This is a genomic window from Aureicoccus marinus (genome assembly GCF_002954325.1).
Lineage (GTDB): Bacteria > Bacteroidota > Bacteroidia > Flavobacteriales > Flavobacteriaceae > Aureicoccus > Aureicoccus marinus.
Genome location: NZ_MQVX01000001.1, coordinates 2,804,478 through 2,824,998, shown reverse-complemented (window position 1 = coordinate 2,824,998; position 20,521 = coordinate 2,804,478). Strand labels below are relative to the sequence as shown.

18 protein-coding genes and 1 pseudogene are annotated in these 20,521 nt (G+C 47.0%); 7 read left to right on the top strand and 12 right to left on the bottom strand.

The genetic code is table 11. The features are described 5' to 3' along the window. The first annotated feature begins 139 nt into the window (after window positions 1–139). A complete protein-coding gene (locus BST99_RS14245; protein ID WP_146106300.1) occupies window positions 140–307 on the top strand; it encodes a DUF4382 domain-containing protein in 168 nt (55 codons plus the stop codon). Beyond that, window positions 291–614 (top strand): carboxypeptidase-like regulatory domain-containing protein, encoded by a 324-nt coding sequence (locus tag BST99_RS13105; RefSeq protein WP_219843847.1) that lies wholly within the window; start codon window positions 291–293, stop codon window positions 612–614. Before BST99_RS14245 ends, BST99_RS13105 begins: the two co-directional genes overlap by 17 nt. Before the next feature lie 62 nt (window positions 615–676). Here the strand turns inward: BST99_RS13105 and BST99_RS13100 are convergent, their stop codons facing one another. From BST99_RS13100 to BST99_RS13065, 10 genes and pseudogenes are all read right to left on the bottom strand, one after another. Further along, the gene (locus tag BST99_RS13100; protein ID WP_105002195.1) at window positions 677–1,762 is read right to left on the bottom strand and encodes a zinc metalloprotease; all 1,086 of its coding nucleotides are present in this window, start codon (window positions 1,760–1,762) and stop codon (window positions 677–679) included. A 353-nt stretch (window positions 1,763–2,115) separates the two neighbouring features. Then, complete coding sequence (locus BST99_RS13095; protein ID WP_105002194.1) at window positions 2,116–3,150, bottom strand: succinylglutamate desuccinylase/aspartoacylase family protein; 1,035 nt, start codon at window positions 3,148–3,150, stop codon at window positions 2,116–2,118. Window positions 3,151–3,155: 5 nt separating this feature from the next. Continuing rightward, window positions 3,156–4,289 (bottom strand): DUF819 family protein, encoded by a 1,134-nt coding sequence (locus tag BST99_RS13090; protein WP_105002193.1) that lies wholly within the window; start codon window positions 4,287–4,289, stop codon window positions 3,156–3,158. Window positions 4,290–4,298: 9 nt separating this feature from the next. Beyond that, window positions 4,299–5,429, bottom strand: a complete 1,131-nt coding sequence (locus BST99_RS13085) for a glycerate kinase (RefSeq protein WP_105002192.1) — start codon at window positions 5,427–5,429, stop codon at window positions 4,299–4,301. Window positions 5,430–5,433: 4 nt separating this feature from the next. Then, window positions 5,434–6,015: a sodium:solute symporter family transporter gene (locus BST99_RS15080; RefSeq protein WP_317046178.1), complete on the bottom strand. Its 582-nt coding sequence runs from the start codon at window positions 6,013–6,015 to the stop codon at window positions 5,434–5,436. Then, window positions 6,012–6,793, bottom strand: a pseudogene (locus BST99_RS15075) (sodium:solute symporter family transporter). Before BST99_RS15075 ends, BST99_RS15080 begins: the two are co-directional and overlap by 4 nt. Window positions 6,794–6,807: 14 nt before the next feature. Further along, window positions 6,808–7,035, bottom strand: a complete 228-nt coding sequence (locus BST99_RS15070) for a sodium:solute symporter family transporter (protein ID WP_317046177.1) — start codon at window positions 7,033–7,035, stop codon at window positions 6,808–6,810. A gap of 29 nt (window positions 7,036–7,064) precedes the next feature. Further along, a complete protein-coding gene (locus BST99_RS13075) occupies window positions 7,065–8,372 on the bottom strand; it encodes an MGH1-like glycoside hydrolase domain-containing protein (protein WP_105002191.1) in 1,308 nt (435 codons plus the stop codon). 107 nt (window positions 8,373–8,479) lie between these two features. After that, entirely contained in the window at window positions 8,480–9,109 is a 630-nt protein-coding gene (locus BST99_RS13070; protein ID WP_105002190.1) for a hypothetical protein, read from the bottom strand. 88 nt (window positions 9,110–9,197) lie between these two features. Then, window positions 9,198–11,561 (bottom strand): hypothetical protein, encoded by a 2,364-nt coding sequence (locus tag BST99_RS13065; protein WP_146106299.1) that lies wholly within the window; start codon window positions 11,559–11,561, stop codon window positions 9,198–9,200. Between the two features lie 179 nt (window positions 11,562–11,740). Here BST99_RS13065 and BST99_RS14535 point away from each other — a divergent pair, with 179 nt between their 5' ends. The 5 genes from BST99_RS14535 (at window position 11,741) to BST99_RS13045 (ending at window position 18,584) form a co-directional block, all read left to right on the top strand. Beyond that, the gene (locus tag BST99_RS14535; RefSeq protein ID WP_219843846.1) at window positions 11,741–12,658 is read left to right on the top strand and encodes an alpha-amylase family glycosyl hydrolase; all 918 of its coding nucleotides are present in this window, start codon (window positions 11,741–11,743) and stop codon (window positions 12,656–12,658) included. A 35-nt stretch (window positions 12,659–12,693) separates the two neighbouring features. Next, the gene (locus BST99_RS14530; protein ID WP_219843845.1) at window positions 12,694–13,203 is read left to right on the top strand and encodes an alpha-amylase family protein; all 510 of its coding nucleotides are present in this window, start codon (window positions 12,694–12,696) and stop codon (window positions 13,201–13,203) included. Window positions 13,204–13,279: 76 nt separating this feature from the next. After that, entirely contained in the window at window positions 13,280–16,540 is a 3,261-nt protein-coding gene (locus tag BST99_RS13055) for a VPS10 domain-containing protein (RefSeq protein ID WP_105002188.1), read from the top strand. A 3-nt stretch (window positions 16,541–16,543) separates the two neighbouring features. Next, window positions 16,544–17,440, top strand: coding sequence for a sugar phosphate isomerase/epimerase family protein (locus BST99_RS13050; RefSeq protein WP_105002187.1), 897 nt, complete (start codon window positions 16,544–16,546; stop codon window positions 17,438–17,440). A gap of 280 nt (window positions 17,441–17,720) precedes the next feature. After that, a complete protein-coding gene (locus BST99_RS13045) occupies window positions 17,721–18,584 on the top strand; it encodes a hypothetical protein (RefSeq protein ID WP_105002186.1) in 864 nt (287 codons plus the stop codon). Window positions 18,585–18,588: 4 nt separating this feature from the next. Here the strand turns inward: BST99_RS13045 and BST99_RS13040 are convergent, their stop codons facing one another. Beyond that, window positions 18,589–19,104 carry an alpha/beta hydrolase family protein gene (locus BST99_RS13040; protein ID WP_181044231.1) on the bottom strand — a complete coding sequence of 172 codons (516 nt, stop codon included), beginning with the start codon at window positions 19,102–19,104 and terminating at the stop codon, window positions 18,589–18,591. Further along, on the bottom strand, window positions 19,026–20,342 hold the full coding sequence (locus BST99_RS14240; protein ID WP_146106298.1) for a PD40 domain-containing protein: 1,317 nt from the start codon (window positions 20,340–20,342) through the stop codon (window positions 19,026–19,028). Before BST99_RS14240 ends, BST99_RS13040 begins: the two co-directional genes overlap by 79 nt. Window positions 20,343–20,521: the final 179 nt, after the last annotated feature.

Below are 20,521 nucleotides of genomic sequence, written 5' to 3'. Positions count from 1 at the left end.
CTATAATAAAGCATGCCTTTCATCGAAAAACACGAAACTTTCTTAGGGTTCACCCTCCATTTCCAACACTTTTATCACACAATTTACAAAAGGTAACTCCTTTGAGATCATTATTTTACCTTTTTCTGGCTATTATCTTATGGAATGGAGTGGTTCCAACAGTGGAAGTAAACTCAAGCTAAACCCTTGTTTTGATGTAAAAGGGAACCTCCCCACCAATCTCCTTTTGGATTTTGACCTGAGTCGTTCCTTTGTTCCTCAGGGTAATTCAAAGACGCTTGAAGTAATCCGTGGATTCGCCTTTTAAACCGGTGATCAAAGTCCGTGCAGATCGAGAAACAGGTAGTTTTTTAGGTTCAGTTAGGACTTTAATGGAGGAATCATTTATACCTGTGCATGGAGCACAAATAACCGTCATTGCCGGGGACACCATCAATACCAAAGCCTTTTCTTATGTGAATGGGGCTTATAAGAACCTTGGATTGGATCCCCACGGCACCTACAAGGACTTAGCCGCCAAAGAAGGTTTTATTAGCAGCGATATGCTTTCGGTTGAGATTACAGAGGAAAGTAAGACCGAGGCTGATTTTGTTTTAGAAGCTAGTCAAGAATAATAACCAAAAACAAAAGGAGCGCCCATTGGCGCTCCTTTTTTCTTTAACTCTTATTCAGAGGATTAAGGCAAAATACTTTCTCTTACCCCTCCTGGAGCGAAAAGAGCGCGCATTCTTTCTTTTTGACCAGCACTAAACATGTACATACAATCGTCGTTTACATAATCCATGTAGTTCATGGTCATATCCGTTGTACGGCAGTGGGTTGTTGGGAACCCAGGGCATCCGTAGTTTGGACGATCAGAACGTGGTGTGTCATCAACAAAATCGTCCCGGTTACAGCGACCATCACCCCAGATGTGGCGAAGGTTCAACCAGTGACCTACTTCATGCGTCATGGTACGTCCTCCATCGAATGGAGCAGTAGCCGTACCGGTTGTTCCGAAGTAAAGTGGGTCTACCACTACACCATCGGTAGAACTACTTCCACCTGGGAACTGAGCATATCCTAGGATTCCTCCACCAATTGGGCCAATCCACATATTCAAATGAGTTCCAGGAGTAACCACATTGCTACCTCCTTGAGAATCGAACTTAATCGCGTCGTTTGTTCCAAAGGAAGTTCTAGTTGTCTGCTTGCGAATAACCTGATCCAGAACAAAATTGATTTCTACATCCGCCACGACTCCTGCAAATAGAGAAGGCACCTGACTAACATCGCTATTCGTCGCTCTAAAATCATCGTTCAATACAGCAATTTGAGAATTGATCTGTGCATCACTTACGTTTTGAGAGGCTGTGTTGTAAACGATATGGACGATGACCGGAATGGTAATCACCCCTAAATTGTCATCAACAGGTGGGTCTTCGCCACCGCCGCCACCGCCGCCGTTTCCACCACCAGGATTATCTGGCTTTTTGGAAGCGATGAACTGACGGGTGTGCTTCTCGACATTGTACATTTTCTGATACAATCCAGGGTTTGCGGCCAGTCTTTCATTCAGAACTTTCATGGAGTAACAGTTTTTTCCATGAGATTTAGAGTTAAAATCCAATTCTTCAAAGTCTTCGGTTTCGACATAAAAGTCAGACATGTCCACTTTGATTTCTTGAAAAGAGAGGCTGTCATCCACTTGGGGGAGAGTGTCTTCTTCACAACTCACCATTACAAATACACCGCATAGCAGTGCTAAAAATCCTTTTTTCATTTCTTGTGTGTTAATTAATGCGCACTGAATTTAACACAATTTAACAGAAAGAAAAATTCTTGTTAAGAAAATAACACTGTATTATGGTTTTACCTTCTAAGAGTGTGATATAGATAGAAGAATTGTTAAAACCGCACATTTCCCGCAGGATTTTCAGTGGACGTGCATCTCAATAAACCTAACCCAAAAACAAACACCTAACACTATGTAAATATACAGATCCAATACCCTTATGTTTTGTTCCGTATTGGCAGGAATCTTGCTGATTTCTTTTGCCTACAGTAGGGAAGGCTAACCAAATTGCACCTACTCACTCTTGATCGAAAACATAAAGCTACTCTGGGAGAATCTTCTTAATCCCGGATGCCCAGATGAATTATCCGCCCTCCGCTTTCATTGATAGGGTTGGAACTCCTCCCGATGACGATTCCATCTTCTGGGGAATAATAGGTCTGTTTGGTTTGCCCGAAAGGGTCGCGAAGCACAGCAATAACCTGCCCTTTGGTAAGCTTTTCTTTTAGATTCACCTGAACATCCAAATACCCCCCTTGTGTGGTATAGATCCAGTAGGATTTTTTACAGAATACAGGCTCCGGAACAGGCTGGACTTCTCCTTGAAGCATTCCCAGATGGACGAGGGTATTGCGAAGACCAGGGAGACCTTTTTGCAGCATCTCCTTCTGGTAAACTTGGGGGCTTCCGTACTCCACCGTAATCGCCGAAATACCCATACCCATGGCTTGAGCCCGCATAGTTAAACCACTCGCCGCAGCCCCTGCACTGGGTTTTCCTCCGCTGTTCAAGTACACATCAGCCAGCTGTGATCTGGCCAAGCCTGCAATCTTTGGATTAGAAAAATCCGCCCGCACATAGAGGCAGTTTTCTCTTCCAAAACTGGCGGTGTGAAGATCAACGAGGTAGTCCAAAGAAGGGAGGAGTTTTTGGGTAATCTGCCAAACATACTGCTGTGAACCGTTGCCCTTCGCCTTACCAGGAAAGATTCGGTTCAGGTCCACTCCATCCGGATAAGTTCTTTGGTTATTCCGTAAAGCAGGTATATTGAGTCCAGGTACAGCGATAAGGGTTCCCTTAAATTCCTTAGGGTCCAAGCCATTCACCAACTCTCGAATGACCTGAATGCCATTGACTTCATTTCCGTGAATAGCTGCAAAAATGCCCAATACCGGTAGGGCTTGCCTTCCTCGTATAACAATGACAGGGACTTCCTGAGCAACGCCGGCTGCTTCCTCCCCCATCTTTAACAGAAAATGATTTCTGGAAGAGGGTTTGAGTTCATCCAAAGGCAGTGAATCCACTCTTTGGGGGCTCCATTGAGCCGATACCGTTCCGACCATAAGGAGCAGAACGACCACTAGTGTTTGTTTCATACTGTTTAAATAACCCAGTTCTCAATCAGGAAGATAGTCAACAATCCCCAAAAGGTCCCGGTTGCCATACTGAGGATGGCCAAGACAATGGCGTGAGGCATCCACTCCCTTTTATAAGCCGCCGTAACAGCCGGGGCGGTCGCTATCCCGCCGACATTGGCCATACTGGCAATAGACACCCAAGCGGTATTAACCCGCAGTAGTTTGGAGCAGAGCAACATAAAAACGAAGTGCCCAACAAGCCATAAGACCAGAAACCCAATAAAGTGGGATTCAAAAGAGATCAGTTCAAAGCGCAATTTGAGTCCTAAAATGGCCATCACAAAGAGGATGGACACTTCCCCTAAACGAAGGCTAAAAGCAGAATTCCATGGCTTGATCGCATTCCCCAGTACAAGACCGAGTAAGGACAAGACCACCACCTGCACGATAAAGCTCGGCACGGTATAGTGGACCAGGGCAATCCCTAAGGCAAAGATCAGTAGACACCACCAAGCAGACATACGACCCTCTTTATCCGTGTGAATTTCTTTGGGCGGTTCACTGTTTTTAATCTTTAATACCTGGTTAATCCAATCGCTGCGCTTAACGCTTTGGAACATGATTAAAGTCCAAATATTGACCAGGATGCTATCGAGAATCAAAATGGTCAAAAAGACGTTTTCTGGGCAGTTCACCACTTCCTTTAGAACGAGCTGACTGGTACTTCCGCCAATCCAACTGCCCACAATGGGCGGCAAGCCTTTCCAGTACTCCAGGTCAATAAAGAAGTTGTCCAAGAGCTCGGAAGGGGCGAAAAACAGCAGATAGACGACCGGGAAAACGGCGATCCACAGGGAACCGGCCAGGAAGATTACAATGGGCTTCCAGCCGATGGTTTTTAACTGAGACAGGGTCATACTGGCCATTACCGATAGAATAGCCAAGGGAATCAAGACGAGTTTACTTCCGCTGTGAATACTGTGCTGACTGTAATCCAGCCCAAAATAAGCACTGATGGTGGCGGGCAAGATGTAAGCGAGTAAAATGGCTGGTAACCAATTGAGCATCCGCTGAATCAGTTTGTTTTTCCGGCTGCCCACCCAACGCACGAAAAGCATGGTAAAAACGACAATTATCCAAGGAAGAAATGGCTCCATCAGGTGGGTTTACCCCTCCAAGATAGACTCTTTTGCAAACTGTTCGACAGCGTCTTTGAGATTTTTGGAAGTGGAAGCGATGGCCTCTTCCAAGGATTGACCGGGCTTATTGATCGAAGTAGCATAAGCAATCCCCACCTCCTTTTGCTTTTGACGGGTCAAATCCAAATGGCCACAAAAAACGGCGACCGGAATGCTTAGGGCAGCAGCCGAGTCACAGACTCCCTTAATGGTTTTACCGTAAAAAGATTGTTCATCCAAAGCACCCTCACCACTGATGATCCAATCGGCCCCTTTGATCTGAGTGTCAAAATCGAGAAGATCCTTAACGAGTTCTATACCGGCACGGTGCTTGGCTCCCAAAAAAGCAACCGCACCGCCCCCAATGCCTCCGGCAGCACCAGCGCCTGGCACCGTTTGGACGTCTAGGCCAAAGTCAGACTTGATCAGATCCGCTAAATGCTGCAAGCCCTGATCCAAATACTCCACCTCTTGTTCGCTGGCCCCTTTTTGAGGCCCGTAGACGTAGGCTGCCCCCTCTTTTCCATAGAAGGGATTCGATACATCACAAGCCAGTTCGATCTGTACTCCGTCGAGTAAGTCGTTTTCAGGTCTGATGATTTGATGAATGTGAGGTAAATTCTTTCCGACCTGAGACAAAGCAACTCCCTGAGCATCTACAAACCGGTACCCGAGAGCCGCTGCCAGGCCTATACCCGCATCGTTGGTTGCACTTCCACCGATTCCGAGAACAATACGCTTCGCCCCTTTTTGCAGGGCATCCCGAATCAGTTCTCCGGTCCCATAACTACTGGTGTTCATCGGGTTTCGCTCTGACGGATTGAGCAAGGCAAAACCCGAAGCCTTGGCCATTTCAATAAAAGCCAGTTTGGTTCTGGTTTCAAAGAGATAGTCGGCCTGAATAGGTCGAAACAAAGGGTCAGAAACATTGACTTCGATGCGCTCTGCTCCTAATCGCGCTTCCAAAACCTCCGCTGTTCCATCGCCACCATCGGCCAAGGGAATCTCTGTGACTTCTAAATCCGGTTTCACCCCCTTCAGTACCCCGCTTACGATGCGACAAAAATCTGCTCCAGTAAGGGAAGCTTTGAATTTATCGGGTGCAAGGACAATCTTCATGTGCTTAACTCAACCAAGAAGGCAGTTGGACACTAAGCCAAACGATCAGGGCAAAGAAACCGAGTAAGATCCCCAATTCTTTTTTGCTGTCCTGAAAGACCAGGGCAATCCCTTCTTTGCTTGGCCTAGGAATGATGAGGCTAACAACAACGGCAACGACTATGGTAACCAAACAGCCGATCGCATTCCACCAGAACCAAAAGATTTGTGGAACCGCGAGCCAGAGGTAGATATTCAGACCAACCCCGGCGACAATCCCTAGATTGGCGCCCAAGGCATGAACTCGCTTAAAGAGGATAGCCAATATAAACGAAGCCAGAATAGGGCCAAAAAAGACCGAAGTCACCTTGTTGATCACCTCGATCACCGTGCCTTCAATCTTTCCGGCAAAAAAGGCAATCGCCAAACAGACAACCCCCCAAAACAAGGAGAGCAGTCGAGAATTACGCACATAAGCCTTTTCCGAAATACCGGGCTTAAAGCGCTTGACGAAGTCTTCCATGGTCACCGCCGACAAAGAATTCACGGTGGAACTCAAGGTCGACATGGCGGCCGACATAATGGCTACAATCAAGACCCCAATCACCCCATTGGTAAATAGGTCATGATAAAAACCGGAACCATCAAGTCAGCGCGTTTGCCTTCCAGGGAACCAATATTCTTCTGGTAGGTAGCATCGAGCGCCTCCTGAAACCCGAGATCCTGAAAGAACAAGGTTCCCAGAACCAAGCCCATGATACAATAGGTCAGGGTTATCGGAAAACGAAAGACCCCGTTGGCCAGTAAAAGTTTATTGATGGTCGGCAAGTCTTTGGCTGACAACAGGCGCTGGCTTTGGGTTTGATCGGTTCCGTAATAAGAGGCATACAAAAAGAAGCCTCCAATCACCATGGGCCAAAATCCAAATTCATCCTGCCCATCGGCATTGTTGAAACCCCATTTCGAAAAATCCACGGCTGTTATTCGATCCGTATCGACATGGGTCAAGAAGTTATCGAATCCTCCCAGAGCCTCCAGGCCAAAGGCCAGACAGAGCACAATTCCGATAAAGAGGATAAACATCTGAACGACGTCCCCCCAAATCACGGCCTTCATTCCGCCTGAAAAGAGTAGATGAGGGTAATTACCCCTATGATCAACACCGAGATCCAAAAATCTACCCCAACGGTCGCTTGTAGAATGAGGGCCATGGTATACACCATTACCCCGGTTGCCACAGATCGGCTAATCTGGAAGACAACACTAATCAAGAGACGAGAAGAGGCATCAAAGCGCTTTTCGAGGTACTCGTAAACACTTACAATCCCTGCCTTGTGCAAACTGGGGATCAAAGCGATGAGCAAAAAGGCCATGGCCAGGGGCACCCCGAACTCAAAGGTCAGCCATTGCAAACCTCCCCCCTCTTTAAGCCCCACAAAGCTGGGGCCGAAATAAAGCTGATGGCCGAAAGCTGAGTGGCCATGGTAGACAAACTCAAAGGGAACCACCCCATACTGCGACCACCGAGGAAGTAATCCCCAGACGACTTGTTTTCTTTAAAGAGGTAACCCAAGCCGAGAAAGGCAAAGAGATACACGACTATAATCAAGTAATCCAGGTAATTCATGGTGGTTGAGTTTTAAGGTTCTTTTGGTTCTATTCAGACAAGAGATCAATAGTCAAAGCAGCAGTCCAGGAAAAATTTCCACCGCCATAGGCATTGGTCTTTTCTCCATTGATTTTTCTCGGATCAAAATACTCGTAAAATCCAAACTGCTCGATTAAATGTAAAGAGTCAGACCTTACCTGCGCCGATAGGGCTTCCATTCCGTAGCGTTTTAAACCGTGGTACAGCAACCAGTTGACGTTTATCCATATCGGTCCTCGCCAGTATTTTTTTGGGTTGAAACGTTCATCCTCTGGATCAAAAGACGCACAGAGATAACGGTCTTTCCCTCCAAATCGCTGAGTCAAAACCTGGGCCATTTGCAGAGCTCTTTCGGAACTAGGGACTCCAGCAAAAAGAGGGGTAAAGGAAGAAGAGGTCAGGGCTGCAATAGGTTTGTCGTTGCGCAAGTCGTAATGGATATAGGCCCCTAAGGCTTCATCGAAGAGTTTTATGTTCATCGCCTTGGTGGTCTTCTGACTCCACTGTTCCAATTGCTCCTGTTTATCCAACGACCGGCCTATCAATTCGTAGAGCGAGATCAAGGCCTCATTGGACCGAACCAACATGGCATTAAATAGAGGGTCCTGCACCAAAAAGGGCGATTGCTCCGCTATCGCCTGATCATTGTAATTGACGGCCTTGGCCATTTCAATGATGTGGAGGTAGTGATCATATTCTCTTTTGGTGGGCCTTTGGGAGGCGTCGACGTGTGTGGTGTCCTTTCTTTCGAATTCGTAGTGTGGTGGGTCCATGGTCTCCCACACCACGTCCCATATCGGGGAATTGTCTGTACCGGATTCCCAATTGTGGTAGATGTATATCAAGCCATCTCGGTCCCGGTCGCGGTTGTTGTAAAAATAAGCGTGGTTATCGTAGACTTTATCAATATGAGCATCGATGAACTCGAGCACTTGGGCCTTCTCTTTGCTCATTTGGTAAAGTCGTTCCAGAACAAAGCCCAAAACAGGGGGTTGTGTCATCCCTGTTGAGCGGTACTTTTTGGAGGACTGAGGATGCAATTCAGATTGATGAAAATCCTCCCCCGGGAAGTAGGTGTCCGTCTTGGTGTGAAACACAATGTGGGGGATAAAACCGTTACCCCATTGAGAATCCAACAGTGTACTCATTTCGCGCAAGGCCTTGTCCATATCATAATGGCCAAATCCCAAGGCAATAAAACCTGAATCCCACTTCCATTGAAAAGGATAAAGCCCCTTGCTGGGTATAGTAAATCCGCCTTTCTGCACATTGCCCTCTAAAACGTCAATCGCGTCTTGGATAAGTTGTGTTTTCATTAGGCAAGAATATAAAATTACTGGCGGTTAATGACAACCTCCAGTAGTAAAAATCAAAACCCAATTGATCATTCGGGCTTCCTCCTTCGCTGGGGCCTGATCAAAGACTACGCAAGGATGAGCTGACCCAACCGTTTCTGAACCAAATCCTGCGCGTAACGCAAATAGTGCTCGATCGGGTCAATGTGGGCTCTTTTCTTCCGTTGACTTACCGCGGATTGTGAGATGTGAAACAAGCCGGCGATTTCTTCCTGAGAGTAGTGAGGTTTAGACAACAGAGCCAAAGCCAAATGGGCCTGGTTACTGCTCCATTGCCTGGCCAAAGCCATCAGGAGTTCCATGCCGCTGTTCAATCCAGAATCCATCTCAGTCAAAGGACTCTTTAACCACAAAGACTGCTGGGTTTTGCTGATTTTTTTGACCGCACTTTCGGCATTTTGGCGAGCCTCTCCTTGATTGTCCAGAATACTACTGGTTCGCGTTCCTTCTTCTCCTATTCCAATACCAATTCTCGCACTCATTCCTTTGTGCGTTCGCATACAGGTATCGATTTTAAGGGCCCAGCGCAAAGCTTCCTCAGGTGAGGTTTTAAGCTCGAAGCGGTTTTCTCTGTAGAGCTGCCAAGTTTCGGGGGAATTTCCTGCCGTTTGCAAAAGTTCCCGGAGCTGATCCTGCCATAGCAAATTCCCCTCTTGAGTTCGAGGGAAGATCAACTCTCCAGTTAATACTGCTATCATTTTTGGTTGTGTTTATAACGGAATGTCGTTATTTCTTTATAGTTATAATGGTGATAACTTATAAATATAGCCAAAAATGAAAAAGAATTCAGTAAACACGGATTTCTATTTCGGCACAACCACTCTTGCCCTCCTGAGTAAAGGCCACAACCTCTACCCGATAAATTCCAGGGTAATCTGCTGTAAAAAAGGTATGCTTTGCTTCACCTGATTCTGTGGTATTGACGAGCTTCCAGACCAGGGTCTCTCGTTGATCTGCCGTCCCGCTTTCTTTGGATAAAGAATAATCTGGATCTTCAAAGACCTGACTCGGGTAGAACCCCTCAATCAACGCAAATGGATTTAACTTAAAGGGGTCCAGAAGTTCGGGCTTGGGTTTCTTTTTGCGGTAGAGAATTCGCCCTCCTGTATTGGTTCTGTAATACTTGCCATCTTCCGGAGGGTATCCGCCGGTGTTGTGATTAATACAGTTCAAAACATTGAAGGCGTGACAGACATAATCCCCAACACCACCCATGTAGGCACCAAATTCGTTTCTGCGTTCCCCGTCTTTCTCTTTTCTTCTTTTCACCACCACCACTTCGTCCAAAAAGTTCATCCCGGACAAACTAATTTGTTCCTGTACCCGCTGATCGAATAAATCATCCTGCGTCTCCAATGGCCAGTCGAAGTGTTGATTTTTGAGGTATTCCTTGAGTTGACGCTCCAAGTGTTTCTTGGTATTTTTGAGTTGAATCTGGCAATCTTTGCAAGCCGGTTTTACAATTATCTGTTCTCCTGGTCTACCCATCAATTCCAAAATTGGAAGAATAAAACTGCCATTGGATCGGGTGAACTGGGTGCTGACTCCATTGGCCGAAATCAAGAGGTAATTGGTAGCTCCCGCTGTGCTCAGACCCTTTTCTGCTTTCTGGTAAATCTCTCCGGTCACCAAGGTTTGCAGGGGAACTTCATCCAGTACACTGAACCGTCCTGTTCCAGCCACAGGCTTATTCTGAAATACCAGGCTAAAGCCTTCCTGAGGATAAGCCCACTCCTCTTGCTTTAAGAATCGTTCCTGACTCAAGAATTGATGCAATTGATTGGACCTTCCCTTTTCCAGATTCAATAACGAAACTGCCTTAATTCCGTAAACAACTCCTTGGGGTACTTCGCCCTTCTTGTCTCGGATTTGAATACCCAACTTCACAGCTTCCCTGCTCTGATAATAATCCTGTTCCGACTCGGGTTCGATCACAACCTGCAAATCGTCCGAAGGAGGACGAAGAATAACTTCTTGCTGAGCCATTGTCTGCTTCCCCTTTAGGAGTCTGAAGTTTAGTTTTTTAGTCCCTGCATCCAAAGGCAAGGTGTAAAGGCTATCCTTCCCGGTCCAGGCAAGATCCCAGGAATAGGATTGACCCTCTGGACTTGTCGCTTGCAGTTGTAGTTCGGTATTTTCTTTTGGGCCTTTTAGCTGAACCTCCATCCCTTCTGAACCATAGCGAACCAATTGCATCCCCCAGATGTTGAATAGAGCCAAGGGCAAATCAAATCCCGCCTTTTTCTTTTTGGATTCCACTTCAACACGGTAAAAACGCCCTTTCTCCGGTTTGAACTTCAGGGTCGCCCAGCCTCCTTCATCGGAGTTAAATGTAGAAATAGGTTTTTCGTCTTGCAGGAGTGTTCCCCGAAGACGCACTGCTTGTTGGGTTTTTGTTGTCGTTCGTAGATAAAGGGTATTAGCAGAACCATATACGAGGTTTCCTCCAGCCGGTAAAAACCGAACCTTATAATTGAGGTTAGGACGCTGAGCAACCGGATGAACCAAGGAGTCCACGGAACTTTGTACCTGTAATCGCATAAAGGGATAATCGGTATTCTGAAAATCTGAATTGGCCCACTGTTTTTTTCCATCCCTGTTACTTCTTCCAGTAGCCAGGGTATCCCAATCGATGCGGTTCTTACTTCCTTCCAGTACGAGCAAGGCACGAACGCCTTCATCAGTTGATCTGCGGCGAATATCCGCTTGTAGTGTTATTCCGGATTCCCCTTCCAGCCACTGAGTTTGGACCAGGAGCTTAGAAACGAGTTGTCTGCGCACCAATATCGGTTTGACCACCGGACGGTACTGCTTCTTGCCCAATGCTGCGGGAGGAAAAACTACAAAGAAATAACGACCGGGTTTTAAGGAAGAAGAAAGGTAATAGGCGTTTTGACTCAAGGCGTCCAGGGTCTCAAAATAATGGAGATCCAGCAATTCCCTTTTTTCGTTGACTAGAGCCGCCAAGACATGATCAGGGCTGTTTTGAAGGTTTAACCCCTCTGCATCCCAAAAAGCAACACTAAACCAGAGGACTCCCCCGGCGGTATAGATTTCTTTATCGGTCTCCAAAAAAGGTCTTGGATTCTGTTGAGCCAAAAGACACCAACAAAACTGCAGCAACAAGACAGCAAAAATCTTCTTTTTCAAGCGCTTTTCGATTCAGATGAAGGGCAATCCCAAGCGCCTTAGAGCACTCCGTTTTTCCCTGTCTCATAAGTTACTCCGAATAGGCTTTCAAGGCAAATAAAATGTTGCAGAATAAATTAAATAGTAGGGAATAGCTTAAATTTAGAATCCCCGCAGCCATTTGGAAGAAAAGACTCAACATGAAGAACCAAATTCAACTCATTACCTACGTCGATCGTGTTGGGGGAAAGAACCTCAGAGAGCTCAGAGAACTTACTGACCATCAATTAAAAGGACTTTTTGGAGGCATTCACTTACTTCCCTTCTTTCATCCAATTGACGGAGCGGATGCTGGATTTGATCCGATAGATCACACCCTGGTCGACCCTCGTCTGGGCGATTGGTCCAATATAAAAGACCTTAGTGAGAACCTCGATATTATGTCAGACGTCATCGTCAATCATATGTCGGCTCAATCCAAAGAGTTTCTGGATTTTAAGGCCAAAGGTGAAGAGTCCGAATACGCTGATCTCTTTCTCAGCTACAAAAGGGTGTTTCCGCAAGGGGCTCAGGAAGAGGATTTAGCCAAGATCTACCGCCCCCGACCGGGATTCTCTTTTACCAATATGAAGATCAAGGGGGAGGATCGCTTGATCTGGACCACTTTTACGAGTAATCAGATCGATATTGATGTACAGAGTCCGGCTGGTAAACTTTACCTCAGGCGAATTCTGGATCAGCTGGAAGCTTCCGGCGTCAATATGATCCGTTTGGATGCAGCCGGATACGCTATAAAGAAAGCAGGGACCAACTGCTTTATGATTGACGAGACCTTTGATTTCATTGCGGACTTTGAGGCGGAGGCCAGTCGTCGTGGGATTGATGTATTGGTCGAAATTCACTCGTACTACAAAACCCAAATAGCCATTGCTGAAAAGGTGGGTTATGTGTATGATTTTGCCTTGCCTGTTTTGGTCTTAGATCTGTTCTACAACAGAACCTGTAGCAGACTCAAGAACTGGATTGGCGTTCGCCCGGTCAATACCGTAACGGTGCTGGACACTCATGATGGGATTGGCATAATAGACGTAGCCTCTGAAAATGGGCAGCTGGACTAATTCCGGATGATATCCTGGAGAAGTTAGTCGAAACCATGCACGCCAAAAACAAAGAACAAAGCCGTAAATCGACCGGGGCAGCCGCCTCCAACCTCGATCTTTACCAAGTCAATTGCACCTATTACGAGGCCTTGGGACAGAACGATACCGAATACCTTTTGGCCAGGGCTATTCAATTCTTTTTACCTGGAGTGCCACAGGTCTATTATGTTGGACTCTTCGGGGATGTGAATGACATGGAACTCCTGAGCAAAACAGGGGTAGGAAGGGATATCAATCGACACTATTACAGCAAAGCGGAAATCGAAGAAAAACTAAAGACACCTCTGGTTAAAAAGCTCAAGGAAATCATGATACTTCGAAACTCCCACCCCTCCTTCCAAGGAGTTTTTAGCCTGGGAGAAACGGCAGATCATGAACTTCAACTGCGATGGAAAAATGACAATCACTGGAGTGAACTCTATATCGATGTAGAAAATGGCGAGGGCCGCCTTCAATTCAGTACCGAATATGGAATAGAAGAACTAATCATGAACAGCAAATAGTAACCGTAGAAAAGAAGTTCCTTACCGGGACATTTTCTGCATTTTTCAATATTTTACATCAAAACCTAAAATCAAAATGAAAAAATTACTCCTCGGTCTTTTGGCTTGTAGTTTTTTAGTCAGCGCAGATCTGCAGGCCCAAAGACGTAAGAAAAAAGACGACTCCCCTAAAAAAGAGTCCATTTCCCTGGGCGCATTTAAAATGAGAAATATTGGACCAGCCTTTCTATCTGGCCGTATTGCCGATATCGTTTTTCATCCCGACAACGACAACGTTTGGTACGTCGCTGTTGGATCTGCAGGCGTCTGGAAAACTGAAAACGCAGGGACCACCTGGACGCCCCTGTTCGACACCCAGAGCTCCTACTCGGTTGGATGCATCACCTTGGATCCGTCGAATCCCTCAACGGTATGGGTCGGTTCGGGTGAGAATGTCGGCGGACGCCACGTGGGTTATGGAGACGGGATTTACCGCTCCACCGACGGAGGTAAAAGCTGGAAAAACCTCGGTCTAAAAAAGAGCGAGCACATCTCGAAAATTATCGTACACCCAGATGATTCTGACGTGGTTTGGGTAGCCGTTCAAGGTCCCCTGTGGAGTTCGGGCGGTGAACGCGGTGTTTACAAAACCACCGATGGTGGTAAAAACTGGAAGCGCGTCTTGGGAGATTCGGTATGGACTGGAGCAACAGAATTGCTTTTGGACCCTCGCGATTCGAATGTGCTTTACGCAGCCACTTGGGATCGTCACCGTACCGTAGCCGCTTACATGGGTGGTGGCCCGGGTTCTGGAATTCACAAATCCACCGATGGTGGAGAGACTTGGGTAAAACTAACCAACGGAATCCCAAAATCGAATTTGGGTAAAATCGGTATAGCTCAGTCGCCTCAACAACCGGACGTGCTCTATGCCGCCATTGAATTGGACCGCACCAAAGGAGGAGTTTACCGTTCTGCTGATGGCGGACAATCCTGGAAAAAAATGTCGAACACTGTTTCTGGGGGAACGGGGCCGCACTACTACCAAGAACTCTACGCCAGTCCTCACAAGTTCGATCGCCTTTACTTAATGAATGTACGGGTATTGACCTCAGAGGATGGAGGAAAGACCTTCAACCAACTCAAGGAACAAAAGAAGCACTCCGACAACCATGCCATAGTCTTTAAGAAAGACGACCCCGACTACATCATGCTGGGAACCGATGCGGGGATTTACGAGACCTTCGATTTAGCCGAAAATTGGCGCTATATCAAAAACCTGCCCCTGACCCAATTCTACAAAGTCGCCGTGAATAACGCTGAGCCATTTTACCACGTGTTTGGAGGAACTCAGGACAACGGTTCAGCCGGAGGGCCGGTTGCTACGGACGAAAGAGAGGGGATCGCTAACAAACACTGGTACAAGACCCTCTTTGCTGACGGTCACCAGTCAGCGACCGATCCGGTCTACAACGATCTGATTTACGCCGAAACCCAGCAGGGTGGATTGCACCGAATTGATCTCACTTCCGGAGAACAGGTTTTCGTACAGCCGCAGGCCAGTAAGGGGGAGCCGCACGAGCGATTCAATTGGGACGCTCCTATTTTGGTTAGTCCCCACAACCCTGCCCGACTATATTTTGCGTCTTACCGGGTTTGGAAATCAGAAAATCGCGGAGATAGCTGGACAGCCATTTCAGAAGATCTGACCCGAAATGAAGAGCGCATCACGCTACCCATTATGGGGCGTCAGCAGAGCTGGGATAACCCTTGGGATGTCAACGCGATGTCGAATTACAACACCATTACCTCCCTGAGTGAGTCTCCTGTAAAAGAAGGTCTAATCTATGCAGGTACAGATGATGGCTTTATTCAAGTAACCGAAAATGGAGGAAACAGCTGGACCAAGATTCCATCTACTCGCCTTGGTTTACCGGCCCGCGCCTTTGTCAATGACATTAAAGCTGATCTCTTTGATGAGAACACGGTTTATGTGGCACTGGACAACCACAAGGAAGGAGATTTCCGCCCCATGCTGTACAAGAGTAGTGACAAAGGGAAAAGCTGGAAATCCATCGGTTCTGATTTCCCAGAAAGAACCCTGATTTGGAGAATGGTACAGGACCACAAGAATCCTCAGCTCCTGTTTGCCGCTACGGAATTTGGTCTTTACACCAGCTTAAACGGGGGAACAAACTGGCACAAACTGCCTGGGACACCGAATATGAGTTTCCGCGACCTGGTTATTCAGAAACGTGAGAACGATTTGGTGGCTGCCTCCTTCGGACGTGGTTTTTACGTCTTGGACGACTACAGTGCTCTCCGCGAAATGACGGCCGAAAACCGCGCCAAGCCCGGAGTACTATTTGCTCCTCGAACTGCCAAATGGTACATCCCTCGAAGCAATACAGGGAACACTGGTGCAGACTATTACCTGGCCGATAATCCAGAGTTCGGGGCGGTCTTCACTTACCACCTTTCCGGGGATTTTTCATCCGCAACCAAAGACCGTAAAAAGGCGGAAAAAGCACTAAATAAAAACAAGCAGAATGTTCCCTTCCCTGGATGGGATGCGCTGGATGACGAAAAACGCGAAAAGGCCGCTCAGGTATGGATCACCATCAGTGATGCCCAGGGCAACGTCATTCGCCACCTCAGAACCAAAGCTTCCAAAGGAAGTCACCGTCTGGCTTGGGATTTACGCCATGCTTCGACTTCAGCAATCAACCGAGACAGCAACCGAGGGCGTAACCGTGGAGGCCCCATGGTCACTCCTGGAACCTACACCGCGACCATGGCTTTAGAAGAAAACGGAAAGGTCACTCCTTTGAGCGGGCCCGTCAGCTTTGAGGTAAAACCGATTCGCGAAGGTCTTTTAAAGGGGATGGACTATGCCACCTACAACCAGTTCCGCAAAGAGTTTGCTGCTTTTGAGAGAAGTCTTTCGATGTTCAACGACAAATTGGATCAGGCCGAGAGTCGCTTGAAAGGGCTTCAAAAAGCCTTAGCGCGAACACCTGCTTCTCCTGCCGGATTGGCGGAGCGAATCAAGGCGGTTGAAGATGCCCTGTACGATCTCAACCACCGCACAGGAAACAGCGACGCGAAAGATGAAATCGGAGAGCGTAATCCAGGAGGATTATACAATCATTTCTTTGCCGCTTATAGAGGGATGAATACCTCTTACGGGCCCACAGCCATGCAACAAGCGCAATTTAAAATGGCCAAAGAGAGCTTGGCAGAGCTGCAAGCAGAGTTGAAGCCCATCACAGAACAATTACTTCCTGCCATTGAGCAACAAATGCAAGCTGCAGGAGCCCCTTACATCATGGGGCAACCCGATAACAACGAAAAATAAAACATGAAAAAACTGATCTACTTACTTGCAGGGAGCTTCCTAGTACTCGCTTCCTGCAAGCAAGAAGCAAAAAAAGAAGAAAGCCCAGAGCCGATGGAAGAAACCGAAAAACGCTTTGGAGGATTAGCCTTGTACACTGTCCGTGACGCTATGGCTTCCGATCCACGAGGCACCTTGAAAAAGGTAGCCGATATGGGCTATGCCTATATAGAAGCTGCCGGTTACGAAGACGGCAAGTACTACGGGATGGAGCCCTTGGCATTTAAGGCTTACATAGATTCCCTGGGATTGGAAGGGGTGAGCTCACACCAGTCGGCCATCACCTTGGAAAACGGAGAACAGATGCTAAAAGATGCCAAAGAGGCGGGCTTCAAGTATTTGGTTGTACCGATCCCTCCGATGGGCCACTTCTGGTACGACAACGAGACCCAGACCATGGGGATGAGTGGAACGGTAGAAGAAGTGAATTCTATCCTGAACACCCTGGGGAAGCAGGCCCATGAGATTGGGATTGAACTCCTCTATCACAACCACGATTTTGAACTGCGTCCGAACGAGGATGGCGTGGTTCCAATGGATTACTTTATTGAAAATACCGATCCGAAGTATGTCAATTTCGAAATGGATTTGTTTTGGGTGGTTAAAGCCGGGGCAGACCCGATCGCTTATTTCGAAAAAGCTCCAGGACGAATCAAAGCGTGGCACATCAAGGACATGGATACCGAAGGCAAGTTTGCTCCGGTTGGCCAAGGAACGATAGACTTTGCTGCCATTCTTGCAGAAAAGTCCAAAGCCGGAATGGAATACTATTTTGTGGAGCAAGATCAGACCTGGGGCCTAGATCCATTGGAAGCTATTGCCATTAGCCGAAAGGGGTTAAAAAAACAGGGGTTCAAATAAATTTTAAGTCTTAGGCGTAAGGTGGCTCTTGGTTCTTAGACCAAAAGAAAAAATTGTTCTGATGCCAAGGGCCAAACCACGATTGGAGTGACAGCTGTTTCACCCGAAAGCGTTGAACTTTCGGGTTCTTTTGCTTTGGAACGATCCACACCACCATCTCCTGTATACTCGAAGGAGAAATTGTTTTTGGCGAACTTCCAGCTACCGGTTCCTCTCGCATTGAAATTGCAAGGGGCTATCGTACAGAGGTCAACACACCATACCGAATAATTCTACTCACATGAAAATAAATTCACTTTTGGTCGTACTGGCATTCTTGGTATTGCAATCCGCCCCGGCACAATGGGCACAAGGCAAAGGCAATGGTTACTTTAAATTGGGTGGTTGGTACCTGAATACTAACCAGCACTTTAGTGCTAGCGGAGACATCGATCCTAATGTGACCCGCAGTCAGACCTTTGTGAGTCTGTACACCGAATACGGCTTGGGAGAAAAAGTGGATGCGGTGGCTTACCTCCCTTTCTTTGCCCGAACCAGCAGATACAGTGTACTGTCCGAAACCACAGGACAAGAAATTACTCCTGGAGAAGATATCAATAGCGTTGGGGACTTGGAGCTAGGGCTGAACGTCAACGTACACAAAAGCGAGCACTGGGCTGTTTCGACTCGCTTGATCTTCGGTATCCCCACCGGAGAAGATCAGGGTGGAAGTGACGGTAGTTTTCAAACGGGGGATGGGGAGTTCAACCAATACCTTGCGGTTCTGGCAGGCTACAGCTTTAATATTCCCAACCGCATCTTTTATGCGAAGGCCCATTTTGGCTTCAACAACCGCACCCAAAACTTTTCTGATGAATTGCGTTTTGGAATCGAAAGTGGTTTTGGTTTCTTCGAAGACAAGGTCTTGTTTATCGCTCGTATCAACGGAGTGGAGTCCTTGCAAAATGGCTCCTTGAATGCAGCAAACAGCGCTCAGGGCAACATCTTCGCCAACAATATCGAATACCTTTCTGTCGGTGGCGAACTCAACTATTTTCTGAACGATAATTGGGGCCTCAGTGTCGGTATTGACGGAGCCTTTTCCGGACGCATCATTGCGGCCAACCCGTCCTTCAATGCAGGTGTATTTTACAAGCTGCAGTAAGCTATTATCGGTATTTCTTCAGTAAACGGAGGACCTCTTCCCTGAGGTTGTCCTTATTTTTTTGCTTTTTGATCAGATGGCCTTCCTCTTCAAAATGAAGTTGGCGCACCTTAGCTCTCTTCTTTCTGGCTTTTTTATAAAACGCAAGCGCGTTGATCTCGGCTGGAATCTGTCTATCCTGGGCACCAGAGACCAGCAAGAGGGGTGGCATTTTCTTTTTGATATTCAGATCGGGAGAAGCCGCTCGATACACTTCTGGAACTTCTTCAGGAGTCCCCCCCATTTCTCCAGGTAAACCGGTCATGCGATTGAGTTCTGCCTGCTTGATCCAATCACTGGCCCCATTGATGGCAATGCCTGCCCTAAACCGATTGGAATGGGTCAGGTAGTAGTAGACCAGGGTTGCTCCATGGCTGTGACCCAATAAATACACCGGAAGGTTCAAGCCCTTCTGATCTTTCCACTGGTCCAAAAACAGCTCCGTATCGGCCAACTGGGCGCGACCATAATCCTTGCCCAATCGCTTATTGGCGTAGCCATTGGTGTTGAGGAATACCAAACGATAGCTTCTTGCACCAACGAAAAAGCCAGCTCGTTTAAAAAATAGGTCAGTTGGGGGTAGCGGTCCTTGTAACCGCCATAGGGTAAAATGAACAGCCCTGTCTGACCCGCTCCATAAATAAAGGATTGCTGCTGAAGCCCCCCTTGACCTTCGTAAGTAAAGATTTCATAGGCGATCGAGTCCAGAGGATTTTCACCCAAGAAGGAATACAACCCTTCTCGCTGATCTTGCAGGCGGTAAACTCTTTTGGGTTGCACCCCGTTTTCGTAGCTGAGAAAAAGCTGCCCTTTCTGATCAAAATAGGCTTGCTCTCCTTGACGCAATTGTCCTAATTTGCGCAGGGGCTTTCCGCTCTGATCGCGCATTTTGTATACTCGTCCGCTTACACCCTGTTCTGTGCTCAGGATTTCTTCCCCGAAATAGCGCAAGAAGAAAACTCCTTCCGGTTCGGGAGAGGCCACTTCTTCCAAAAAATCCTCCAGTTCAGGCAATTCAAATACATAAGCCTTCCCATAGACGTTCCGGCAGAGCAATTTTCCGGAATCAGAAAAGGAGAGCCGATTAAAGAAAGCCTTGTCATACCAAGTTGATTCTCCCAAGGGCATACGGCTTTTTGGATGGATAAAATGAATACGGGATCGGTACTGTTCCTCCTCAAAACGATACTCGGAATAGGCCAGTATTTTACCGTCTTTAGAAAGGCTTATGTTGGCAATGTCCCCTTTCTGCCTCGCCAACTCTTTCAATTCATTGGCACTAAAATCAAAAGCGTAGAGGGCAAAAACGGAAGGCTGATCCGGTGGACCGGCAGAAAAATACACTACCCCTTGGTTGGAATAGGCAACCTGATCAATACGAAAGTACTTCCCCAGATTCAGGGAGTCGAGACGGGCCTTTACCGTGGTTTTTGAACCCATCGAATATTGGTAAAGCTGGCCTTCGCTTTCCCATATCAAATAATTTTGATCTGGACTCCACTGCAGAAAGCGCTGGTTGAAATTCTCCTTTAAACCCCTTCCTAAAAATAGGGGTGTAGGTTCTTTTTTATTTTGCGGCAGCTCATCCAAAAAGAGGCTGTCGCCATTGCGAATAAAAACAAGGTAATCAGCCTGTGGAGATATGCGAAGATGCTCGATGGATTGCGCCTGGCAAAAACCAGTAAAAAGGAAGGCAATAAGAAAATGGCAGGCTTTCATTATCAATGTAGTTTTCTCTCTTTTGTATAACTCTTTTAACAGCTCCAATCGTATGTATGCCCGTAATTTCGAGCAATTTGCAGTTGGGGAAATTGCATAAGGTTAAACGGTTTATCATCTTCTTAACGATTTCTTAAATAAATTTGAACGATACTTGCATAACAAAAAGAGATAACCCA